Annotated in this window: 14 protein-coding genes; all 14 read left to right on the top strand. The window is 35.6% G+C overall.

The window, feature by feature from the left end; translation table 11 throughout:
* The first annotated feature begins 99 nt into the window (after positions 1-99).
* The 14 genes from FEM33_RS15295 (at position 100) to FEM33_RS15230 (ending at position 11181) form a co-directional block, all read left to right on the top strand.
* Complete coding sequence (locus FEM33_RS15295) at positions 100-696, top strand: hypothetical protein (protein WP_139012897.1); 597 nt, start codon at positions 100-102, stop codon at positions 694-696.
* 50 nt (positions 697-746) lie between these two features.
* Positions 747-1022 carry a hypothetical protein gene (locus FEM33_RS15290; RefSeq protein WP_139012896.1) on the top strand — a complete coding sequence of 92 codons (276 nt, stop codon included), beginning with the start codon at positions 747-749 and terminating at the stop codon, positions 1020-1022.
* A 287-nt stretch (positions 1023-1309) separates the two neighbouring features.
* A complete protein-coding gene (locus tag FEM33_RS15285) occupies positions 1310-1894 on the top strand; it encodes a GNAT family N-acetyltransferase (RefSeq protein ID WP_139012895.1) in 585 nt (194 codons plus the stop codon).
* Entirely contained in the window at positions 1881-2894 is a 1014-nt protein-coding gene (locus tag FEM33_RS15280) for a helix-turn-helix domain-containing protein (RefSeq protein WP_139012894.1), read from the top strand. The genes FEM33_RS15285 and FEM33_RS15280 overlap by 14 nt, the downstream gene beginning before the upstream one ends.
* 189 nt (positions 2895-3083) lie before the next feature.
* Positions 3084-3359, top strand: a complete 276-nt coding sequence (locus tag FEM33_RS15275; RefSeq protein ID WP_139012893.1) for a hypothetical protein — start codon at positions 3084-3086, stop codon at positions 3357-3359.
* Between the two features lie 624 nt (positions 3360-3983).
* On the top strand, positions 3984-4568 hold the full coding sequence (locus tag FEM33_RS15270) for a recombinase family protein (protein WP_139012892.1): 585 nt from the start codon (positions 3984-3986) through the stop codon (positions 4566-4568).
* Positions 4569-4582: 14 nt separating this feature from the next.
* Positions 4583-5008 carry a DNA-directed RNA polymerase subunit alpha C-terminal domain-containing protein gene (locus tag FEM33_RS15265; RefSeq protein ID WP_139012891.1) on the top strand — a complete coding sequence of 142 codons (426 nt, stop codon included), beginning with the start codon at positions 4583-4585 and terminating at the stop codon, positions 5006-5008.
* Positions 5009-5014: 6 nt separating this feature from the next.
* Positions 5015-5344: a hypothetical protein gene (locus tag FEM33_RS15260; RefSeq protein WP_139012890.1), complete on the top strand. Its 330-nt coding sequence runs from the start codon at positions 5015-5017 to the stop codon at positions 5342-5344.
* Between the two features lie 524 nt (positions 5345-5868).
* Entirely contained in the window at positions 5869-6573 is a 705-nt protein-coding gene (locus FEM33_RS15255; RefSeq protein WP_139012889.1) for a hypothetical protein, read from the top strand.
* A gap of 27 nt (positions 6574-6600) precedes the next feature.
* The gene (locus tag FEM33_RS15250) at positions 6601-6879 is read left to right on the top strand and encodes a hypothetical protein (protein WP_139012888.1); all 279 of its coding nucleotides are present in this window, start codon (positions 6601-6603) and stop codon (positions 6877-6879) included.
* 854 nt (positions 6880-7733) lie between these two features.
* A complete protein-coding gene (locus FEM33_RS15245; RefSeq protein ID WP_139012887.1) occupies positions 7734-8168 on the top strand; it encodes a beta-barrel fold lipoprotein in 435 nt (144 codons plus the stop codon).
* Between the two features lie 164 nt (positions 8169-8332).
* Positions 8333-8740 (top strand): helix-turn-helix domain-containing protein, encoded by a 408-nt coding sequence (locus FEM33_RS15240; RefSeq protein ID WP_139012886.1) that lies wholly within the window; start codon positions 8333-8335, stop codon positions 8738-8740.
* A 328-nt stretch (positions 8741-9068) separates the two neighbouring features.
* Complete coding sequence (locus FEM33_RS15235; RefSeq protein ID WP_139012885.1) at positions 9069-10208, top strand: hypothetical protein; 1140 nt, start codon at positions 9069-9071, stop codon at positions 10206-10208.
* Positions 10209-10290: 82 nt separating this feature from the next.
* Positions 10291-11181, top strand: a complete 891-nt coding sequence (locus FEM33_RS15230) for an IS1595 family transposase (RefSeq protein WP_139012884.1) — start codon at positions 10291-10293, stop codon at positions 11179-11181.
* The last annotated feature ends 356 nt before the right edge of the window (positions 11182-11537 follow it).

Here is an 11537-nt window from a genome sequence, read left to right as displayed (position 1 = left end):
ACTATTACAATATATTGTAATAGTTGATATTTTTTTATATCTTTATTCTATCAAATCGGTTGACAGGCCGCTACAATAAACCTCTTATAATTATCAATCATGGAACAAAACATTTGTACCCAAATTCAGTCTTTTTTGGAAGGCTATAAATTCAGTGAAGGTGAAATCGAGTCTATCAAATGCAAACTTCTTACCCTAGCAAAAGACACGTCAATAGTTCAATTCTTGAATTTGCTAGGCAAGGATGAACACCATCGCGCGCTAAATACTAAAAGCTTCTTTTATCAACTTAGATACGGCTTCGAAGTCTTCACTATAAATGAAAGTGGTTGGTTAACTAATCCATCTTGGTTAAATCATGAAGAGATAAAATTCGGCTGCACTTCCGAACCGGAGATGATCACCATAAATATTGGGATGGGTCAAAATGGGAAATGGGCATCAGGTCACGGTATAGATTATGGCGGTAGTGGAGAATACTCGAGTTACAGCATTTTCAGCAAACCCTTCAACGATAAACAGTCTGCGTTTGATCATGAATATGATTACTGCATGAATAAGTTTCAAAGTGCAATTGAAAGAGAAGAATCTAAAACCCAAAGAGATTCGACAAATTTCAATGTTTCAAATATGAGGGCAACTATCAAAACGATGAAGCAGTACGTTGCGAGTAAAAAACAGTTATCCCTATTTTGAATGAATTTCGGCTGACAGGCCGTTTATATAAAACCTCTTATAATAATATTATGTCAAAAGTATTTAAAACCGTCGTCGTGGAACATCTTGATAAGGAAGAGAACGAAGATGTCGTTAATATTTTGAATCAGATTATAGAACAGGGAACAGTTGGAAGTGGGAGCAAAGCATTCATGTATGCCGTTCGCCAATATCCACAAAATACACAACTTATAGCGAGTCTCAAATCTTCGCTTGAACAGGCAAGGGCAGAGTTAGAAGGCTATCGTCGAAATGCAAGAAAGTTAAAGGAGGTAATTTCGTTTGTTTCAGAAATTGATAAATAAAGGTTCCCTAGATCTTACAACTATCAGTTGTGGTCTAAGTGACACGGTGTCACTTATACCATTTTTAGGGCTACCGAGGGGCTGGTAAAGCCGTTCCCATTTTGAATTGTGCAATTGACTATTCCAGCATTTAAGCTCGATTGGCTCACTTTTTTAAGTTATCATTTTTGAATTTTATGTGCCCGATAGGTACGAAAAAAGGGTTACTTGTGACTTTTTTTCCGTTTTTGCATAAAATACGTCTTAAGACGTATGTCATTATTTCAGAATTAAACATTTATAAAATTATGAAATTAGCTAAGCGTAGTGACAAAGACCTCATTGTAAAAATGCTAACTGATTCATTCCAAGATAATAAGAGTATCAACTACCTTATTCCAAATGATTCAAAACGCATGAATCGAATCTCAGAGCTAATGGCATACTCATTCGAAGTTTGTATGGCAAGTGGTAAGGTATTTCTCTCCGATGATGAACAAGCATGCGCATTGGTTTCAGCTCCCGAAAAAAAGAAAACGACATTCTCCGGACTCTTGCATGAAGTTCGGCTGGTCCTATTTGGGATAGGACTAAAAAATGCTCTTAAAGCTATGAAACGAGAAAAAGCGATTTCTGCTAATTACCCAGACAGCCCAATTTATTACTTATGGTTTATAGGTGTAAAGCCTCAGGCGCAGGGCAAGGGAGTAGGAGGAAAGCTATTGACGGAGATTATTGAAGATGCGGAAGTTGAACACCGTCCAGTTTTCTTGGAAACATCTACTTTAAAAAATATTCCTTGGTATGAAAGGTACGGGCTTAAAATCTACAAAGAGCTAGATTTTGGATATACACTATATTTAATCAGTAATAAGACAAATGACAATATCTAATACAGATATGCATGTGGTGACTGCAACCTTTATAGTTTTTGAAATTATAATGCTGTTGTTCCAGTTGCCTATATATTTGGCAAAAAGGGAAAAGATGCGGAAGTATTATCTGATACTTCTCATTTTATTGATAGTAAAGAATATTGCAATGGGTCTATTTCCAGACTCAGGAATAAGTTTTATTCCCATTGGCGTTCAGTATGCATTAACATACGGCGCTGGATTCGTTATGGCTTCATATTTTCCATTTTATTTTTATAAAGCCTACGATATAAGCCAGTTAAGATGGCATGCCACAAGGGGTATTTACTTCTTTTTGCATCTTCCGTTCTTGTTGATAGCCGGGGTAACATACTTATTAACTAAGGATATTGATCAGGCCATTGATAATGGCCTGATCATACCTGCAATTTATGGGATCGTATTAGGGTATGTTCTATTTAGGTCTATCCGCGAAAAATACAAAAATGTAGAAAGGAAGGATTACCTACAAATCATTGGAGTTTACTTTGCAGTGATACCTTATGCTACCCTTGCCTTTCTTGCATACTTTCGAATTGAGCAAGTGAACGAAGCTTTATTAACTAATGGTGGGTTTGCTATCATTACACTTTTATTCGTAAAGCAGTCAATTCGTGATGTCCGAAGCGATCTTGAAAGGTTAAAAGAAATCGACGAAGCCGAAGAAGCTTTGCCTGCTGTATCACTTGAAGAAAATAAGGCAAAGGTTATGCCCTTAGAATTTGCATACGAAGAAGAAGCAGTCGGAGTTAGCGACTCGTTTGATCCAGGTATGAGATTAGAAACGAACATGAATGAGTTTGGTCTAACTACTAAGGAGAAGGAAGTCGTCAGGCTCCTCAAATTGGGGTATACTAATGAAGAAATAGGAAATTCACTCAGTATTCAAGTAGGCACAGTCAAGAAACATTTGGAAAATATCTTCAGAAAGGTGCTTGTTAAAAATAGACTTGAATTGATCCATAAATTAGAAAATTAGAGGAAAATCTGTACTTTTTTAATCTGTTGTGGTATTTATCTTATTTGGTACGTCTTAAGACGTACCATTTTTGTTTAAAAATATTTCAAAAAAAATATCAAATTAGACTTTTTTCGTATTGTTACAGAATAGGTTTTCTATCAATTTTGACGAAGTACTTTCAGCCACCAATATTTCCTACCTAATCTTATGGAACCTGCAATTCAAAATGCAACGAAACGATTTCGGCCATTACACTGTGTACCTGCGGTTGATAATAGTCGAAATTCAATCCCTTCTCATTCTGTCGAAAGCATCTTATTACAGTTTGGCAGCGATGCTTTTGAGCCAAATATTTTAAATAGTCGTGGATCTGGCTCTGAGCTTGTTCCTAAGATGAGACTTCGTTTTACAGCCAAGGAATGGTTTGGATTAGAGTTTAATTACCGACTATTTATTATGAAAGCTTTTTACGACAACCTTTAATTACAAATCAAGTATCTGAGCAGCTTAGTTTGTATGCAGATTTTCAACTTCATTATATAGCACAGAGCCAAACTGTAATATTTACATTTTAGGCGAACCACCTACTTCCTCCAAAAAATCTGTCATCATAATATTTGTAAGTTATATTATAATATATTAATTTTATATTTTATAATATAACTTACTTTTATGCTTCTATCATTTAAACGACAACTTGTTTCATGGTAAGATATATCCCGAAGCTGCAAATATGAAGAAAGCTTGCCTGAACTTAGACGCAGCTATAACTCAATAAACGTATATACATTATAGTTAATCAATTTGCATTTTATACTTGTTATGATTTGGATTGTCGGGAATACTACATGTAAGCTATTTGCGAGGTCAATTAAACGGCCCAGCAGCAGCTGACCCAGGTTAGAATATTTAAGTCATTCTTCCCATTTGTTCTTTGCCATTATGTAGTAAACGGAAATTTTAAGGTACGCGTAAACGGTCCTTATGCTGTACATCCTGGTTTAGCTAAAATCAACACAAAATTGTATCAAATCGTGGTACATAATTGACGTACACGAAAACAAATTACATTATATTTGTAATAGTTAAGTAACGTGTACAATTATTATGGAATTCGGATACGCAAGAGTCAGTACCCAGGAACAGAACCTAGACCTTCAAATGGATGCATTTTCCAAAGCGGGGATAAAAAAGGTTTTTACCGATAAGGTGTCGGGGATAAAATCAGAGAAGCCCCAATTAAATGAGTTATTAAAATATGCACGAAATGGTGATACACTTGTAGTATGGAGACTTGACAGGCTTGGCCGGACGACAGTACAACTTATTCAATTTATTGAGGATCTTACGGCGCAGGGAATAAATCTTAGATCATTGACCGAGCCAATTGACACATCCACTGCGACCGGAACATTAATCGTTCAAATTTTTTGTGTCTTAGCAGAGCATGAGCGAAACGTTCTCCGCGAGCGTACCAAGGCAGGTTTAACAGCAGCACGTTCGAGAGGTAGAACTGGTGGTAGGCCAGCGGGTCTTACAAGTAAGTTTGAAGAAATCAAGTTCTTGGTAAAAGCCTCTTATGAATCAAAAAAATGGACTATTGAAGAAATAATGAAGGCTTATAAAATTTCGTCAAAGACTACATTTTATAAAATTTTGAAATCAGCGGAAAAAGGAGCATCACAAGTCTAACCATTAATAAATGTATGGGGAAAAATAAAAATGAAACTGAGGAAATACTCAAAGCATCATATAGAGTGGAACTGTTTATTAGGAAGTTAGAGAAACAGATTCAAACAGCTTTAATTTATGATCCTAGTGTCAGCATTAAGCAGGATATACAAGTGTTGCACGAATTTGTAAAAAATCAAAAGGGGCTTATTGAGGTTGCTAGAAACTCGATTACGGGTAACAACGATTATAAGGGTAATTACTTAGATACAGAAATTAGCTCAACTCCACTTTCAACGCGAACTTTCCGATGTTTGAAAAGTGCCGATATAAGTACTGTCCGAGACTTGATAGAGGCAAAAAGAAAATATGGGCTTAGTCATTTTAAAAAATTCAGAAATTTTGGTAAAACCGCTTATGATGAAGTTGTCCTATTTATAGATACAGTTGAAAATCTCTAACATATTATGGAAGACGATATTAATAAAGAAGAAAAGGGAGAAAGTAGCTTAAAAGATGTTTTTGCTCTAACAATGGCTGATATTGATATATTTCTACTTCAAAATGAAGAGCAAACAGAATACCTGGATAAAGTATTTACAAAGGAAGAAATACGAAGTCAATTGAAAAATTCTTTAATTAAAATCCTTAATATATTCGAGGATCAGATGGTGAACATTAACCTACCTGTTTTTCCTGCTTTAAAATTCTATGCAGCAGTTCATCACCCAGATATATCAGATAAAGAATTAGTAAGTCTAAGAAAGGAGCATCAAGAGTTGTTTGATATTAAATAATTGTGCTTTAAGCCATTATTGATATTGTGAAAAGGGAGCAATCATGGAAAGTTTCTCAAAATAGGTAGTCAACAAAATATGAAACAAATGAAATGCATTGGAACTACAATATATATTGTTTTCCTAAATTTTGTCCTTTGTGGATGTAAAGATGATAGCAATGAAGCATATCAGGATAGAATTGCCAAATTTGAATTTTCACCTGATGATCTTTTGAATCATAAATCTCCTTCAAGACACACGACCGTTTACAAGTTGTATGAGTTACAATTGGTTACAGGCAAAGTCATAAAGGACACTTTAACATTTAATGAAGAAAGTGACTATATCAATGATAGGTTAACTGTATATGCAGATAAGGTTGTCTACGCTCGCATGTTGAAAGATAGTGTATTAGTCCAGTAGAGTAGGTTGGACAGCAATTGAGGTATCCGTGTTAAATATTAACGAATATGATAGTCAACAAGAAGTCTTATCCAACCTTAAATGATATTTCCAAAAATAAACTTACTTCAATTAAGTTTATGGATATCGATTCGACGTATTCTAATAGTGTAGGTCGGTCATTTTTTGAAGAACATTGGAGTCGGCATGCTAGATTGTTTGGTAAGGAAGTACTTGTTGTTAGTAAAGCCTATGAAGATGCCGCAGTACGCGCTTCGGACAAGCTGTATAATTTAGTTGAATCTATTCGGGAAAAGAAAGAGTTTAATTTATCTATTCAGGGTAGCTACATAGTTAAATCAGTCATGTTTATGTGTGATCTCAGATTTGATAATACTGACGGTTTTGAGGGGGTTCTTTATATATTCCTACCAAATGGAATTCCCTACGGTTATATCTCACTACCAGAAGGAAGGATATGGGTAAGTAAAGATTCAGATGTTAATATACAAGATACAACAGATCTTCTTGGATACTTCTGTTCGTTGGTAGATATGATATTTGTTATCAAGCTCTTTCAACTTTATGCTGATTCGGAACTCAAAGTTGTTAAACCAAATCAAACTTTAAAAAAACTTGACTTAGGCTATATTAAGAATGAGTCACCATTTGAAATTACTTACTTAAACTCAAATTGGTTCACAACTCTTGTGCGCTCAGAGGGTTTTGAGGTTAGAGGACATTTTAGGCTGCAACCTAAAAAAGTAGATGGTGAATGGACGAAGGAATTAATTTGGATATCTGATTTCGTTAAATCGGGCTATACATCGAAATCTAAGATTTAAAATATTCTTTTAATTAACATACATATTATGGATGATAGTCAAAGAAAACAAGAAATGGCAAGTGCACGGACAAAATTCGCAACATTGCAGCAGCGCTCCCTTTATGAAATCGCTCATGAAGTAGGTATTAAGGGTATTGTTTCCGATATGAACACAATGGGGACAGAGGATTGGAAAACGACGAGTCTTTGTCTATTTTGGTTGCTTAACAATACTGACTACCCTTATGACAAGACAGTCTTAGACCTTTATGCAGACTTAGATGCCATCCTTAAAGGGCATAATGATATCCGATTTATTAGCTAGGTCATCAAGTGACACAATGTCACTTGTATTGACTGAACATTTGTGGGCAAAAGCATCACTACAACCTACTAGTCCAAATGAATGAATTAGAATTGCACGTTTTTCTTTTCGGAGCCGGTGTGATATCTGGTCTGGTTCTCATTGTAACATTTTATCTGGCTTGGTCCAGTAAACAACCGATCGATAAGGGAAGAATCATCTTTTTTAGATTACTATTGGGAATGACAGCGCTACTTCTAGTCGGAGCCGGTTATCTTAAAAGCGCTTACATAAGTTTGTAAGTCACCCAGCAACAATCATTAAATCTCAAGATGTTCCCAAGTGGGTTGTCGCAAATACTACATGTAAGCTGTTCTTAGAACACTAAGCTTTCATGTGACACCATGATCAGCTTCCTGCCTGATCCGTGCTACACCACCTAAGAAAATCCCTCCCCAGGTCAGGGATCTTCCACTAAAACCTTAGCGATTTCCGCGCAGCAGTTGGGCTTCATTGGTACTAATCCAACCATTATCTTTCAATTACGTATATTATACGTATGACGAAAAGCTGAGAAAATAATTCTCAATAATGTATTACAATATAATGTAATATTAAATTTAATTTTATATCTTTAAGTGTTGTTCCGGTTGACAGGCCGGTTTTCAAAAAAACCTCTTAATTTTTAATATCATGGATATTTTAAAAAATCGTGATGCTATTGCCGGCATATTTTTCTGCCTCGTGATTTGTGGCCTTTGTTGGGTAAGCATGATCGCATTGGCCAGTTAAAGGGAGGTAAGATTATTGTAGGTGTTATTAATTGAGCAAAAATTATAAATTTGTATATTAATAACATTTACAACTATCTTATCATGAGAAAGTACTTTTTAATGTTTTCGGCTTCAATCTTATTTTTAGCATGTTCTGATGATTCGAAAACTGTTGCACCAGAACCGGGTTCTATTTTTAAAGTTGAATACATTCAAACTGGAAAATTCGATGATTATAAAAAAGAGATTGGTTTTAGCCAACCTTTGGTTTATGAAGGTACGGCTGTTGAAACCGGTCCTGTTTTAAATGATGCTGCCTTAACTAACGGAAAATATGTATTCGTGTCTTCTAAAAAACTTGAACTGTTAAAAGTTACATTTAATACGGAACCGAAAGAAGGTCCAGCTGAAATGGCTGAGTTTGTTATTAACGTTTATAAAGACGGTAAACGAATTGATAACAAATCTTTTAAAGTAGCAGGAGGTGGAGTAATGAATCATTCATGGGAGTACAAAGGCAGTTTGATGCCAAATTAGAATTCATCATAAGTTTAATCAGATTTTGATATGAGAGACTGGAATGAAATAATACAAAATGCAATCTTGATAGCGATGGGATCTGCTGTTCTAGGTTTTATCGCTATGCTCATGAGAGATATAGTTCTTTCTTTTTTTAAGCGTTCTGCTAAAAAGAATTTGAAATGAGTAACATAGACGAACTTGACTTTAATAAGCTTATTGCAGGTCTTCCGGAGGAAGAACAGAAAAGGATTAAAATTAAGCTTCTGAGGTCACTCAGGGAATTCTATGCAAGTTTAGAAACTGAAACTCCTGCTATTGAAAAAAACGAATTACAGATTGAAGATATAGCTGCAAAAGCCCAAAAGGATCTTTCAGAAGTGCTTAAAGGTATTCGAGAGGATTTTGGGTGGACGGTATATGCTGCGTCTAAAAAAGCGAAAATGCGTCCGGAACAAGTCAGTTCGATAGAAGGCGATCCAAAAGTAAATAACAATTATACGTCAAAATTTCTGTTCAGATATCTGGCTGCGTTGGGTGTCCAGTTAAAGGTGACAGATGTGGTAAGAAATGATGTCGATAATATATAAAAATATATATACATGTATAGAAAAATGTATATATTTGAAAGGTTTTTAGAATTTTACTCATGAAGGATATCACAAAAGTTTCACATCTGATAAGTCACGGTAAGATTAATAATCTCAGTGATCTCTTTGAGCAGGTATCAAAAGCGGAGATCGCGCGGGCTTTGAATCAGAATCCTATAAGCTTTACGAATTACAAGTCTAATAACCCTGAGTCATTCAAGCTTAGCGAGTTTATAGCCTTATCTAAATTCTTTAATGTGAGCCTTGAATCTATAACCACGATTTTTGCAAACTCAATTGATACCTATTCACAACTATCTGATAAGCAATGAACGAATTATCTTTGGCTTTGGATCTGCCCCTTGCTGAGACTCGTGTCATAAGTAGAATTGACAGAGCAATAGCGGATAACCTTGATGCACTTAAAAAGACCTATGGACGGGATCATGAGATTGCTAGGGACTTTATCATATTTATTAGTACCAGTCTGAAAACTGATATGTTTGGATTCACAAGATTCACCATGTCAGACTTTATTAGAGTTGTCGGTCGAGATAGACGTGAGTTATCTTCCAAGCACTCTTATCTTGCGGATAAAAGTGCGGAAATTGTTGAATATCAAGGCCACCAGTTCATATCTGTATTTGACTACGTATTGCATCTTCTACAGAGTAGAAACCTTATATTCTCCAAAGCTTATTCTTATCTTAATAAAGGGAGAACAGTTCAAATGGAGGGTATCCAAATTATTAAGCAATTAAAGATCACAACAGATACTAAAAATGGTAATAGCAAAGTCTATGATATCAGATTAAGTGAAGACTTTTTAAATGGCTTTATTAGCCGGTACTACACTTTTGAGGTGACAGGATATCCAAAAGTTGGAAAAGGGAAGGGGGGAGATGGTCGAAAGACATTGTACCTTATGCTATCTAAGGCAATGCATCAAAATATCAGTGATAAGGTAAGATATTCCTGGTATTCTGTTAATTTTCTTTGTAAAATCTGTGATGTCAATTTTTCAGAACCTGCCGAGCGTAAGCGGCTAATTACAAAGTATCTTAATACTTTGATTGAAAAGGGAGAATTAAAGATTACCTATGAATTCGTCTATGAGCATGGAAGTAACGATAAACACATACGCGGGTTTTGGATTAAAGTGGACTTTATGCCAGAAGGTGTAATTCAATTAAGGGAAACTAAGGCCGATCATCATTTTCATACCATACTGTCAGCTGATTTGAAATCAGAATTCTCAAACCTTTATGGGAAAAGAGCATTGAATTTCAATGAGGACGAATCTGATCCGTACCAGAGATGGGTGACAAATCCTCGTGTTGATTGGGATATTAAAAGAAGTGTATACATGAATTGTTATTCATTGGCTTACAAAAAGAATATTTCCCGGTGGGAGGCAGACTCGAAAATGTCGAATACAGCAATTAACGTGAATAGTATCTCGAATTGAATTGTTCCAAATTTAGTTATTGAATTAGGCACTTGATAAAGAGCATAAAAATAGTTAACTTACTTATAAATAAGCAAGTTACATGGAGAAAAGATTCAAGAGTCTATCGTTATTTGAGTTTCAGACTCAATTTCCTGATGAAGATAAATGTAAAGAATATTTGGCCAATTTGAAATGGCACCGTGGATTCAAATGCTCTAAATGCGGTCATGGGAGATATTGCGGCGGTAACGGGCTTTATGATCGACAATGTACCAGCTGTCGTTATATAGAATCACCAACTGCGGGTACTTTATTTCATAAAAGCAAGGTACCGATTTTAAAGGCCTTCTATATTATTTACTATTTGGCGACTAGTAAAAATGGAATAAGTAGCACCGAACTTAGTAGGAAACTGGCATTACGGCAGAAAACGTGTTGGCTTTTTAAGCAAAAAGTGATGAAGGCAATGGAGAGCAGCCGGAATTTTCCGATGGAAGGCAAAGTGGATGTGGACGAAACTTATGTCGGCGGTCAAGACGACCAAGCTATTGGCCGCAATGAGGGCAAGAAAAAGATAGTGGTTGTAGCAATCGAAAGAAAAGGAAAGGGCGTTTCCCGCATGTATGGCCGTGTTATTGAAACAGCAAGTAAGAAGAACTTGAAAAAATTCATGGGAGAGCATATCAATAAAGATGCTCAGGTTCGTACCGACGGATGGACGGGCTATAAAGGATTGGAATCAGAATTCACAAAACTCGTCCGTGAAAAATCAGAGAAAAAAGGTAAGAATTTTCCGCAATTGCACCGCAGTATTATGATGTTTAAGGCTTGGCTTAGAGGAGTTCATCACTCAGTTCATTATTTGCAAGCTTACATTAATGAATACACCTACAGATTCAACCGTCACAAAATGAAGGAAGGCATATTTGAAAATCTAATGAAACGAATGGTATCAAAACCACCGCATCCTTACAAATTAGTTATTTTATAAGTGCCTAATTCAATTTAGTTATAAAGGGAGGTGTAGACTAGATTTACGCCTCCCTTTTAAATATATGTAGGTTAAACTATTAAATTAACCAAACACCCTTTATTAAGATTTAAAGAATGAATGCAGTTGAGATTGAAGAAGCGATATCATTATTAGCTGAACAGCCGTTTGTCCCAGCTGACTTTCCCTATGCTTTTTTGGAAGCTTTTGGCAATAAAGAGACAACTATTAAGATTCTGTGTTGGTAACCTATAAAATTACATTTTTTTATACATTTGTTTTTGAAGGCAGCCAAGAGCCAGCCAGTATAGCATGTTTATGCATTTTGTGCGGACATGCTATTTTTTTGCTCTGCC

It is taken from the genome of Dyadobacter flavalbus (assembly GCF_006149045.1).
Classification (GTDB): domain Bacteria; phylum Bacteroidota; class Bacteroidia; order Cytophagales; family Spirosomataceae; genus Dyadobacter; species Dyadobacter flavalbus.
The sequence above is the reverse complement of the archived record's forward strand: the minus strand, read 5'-3'. Positions and strand labels throughout refer to the sequence as shown.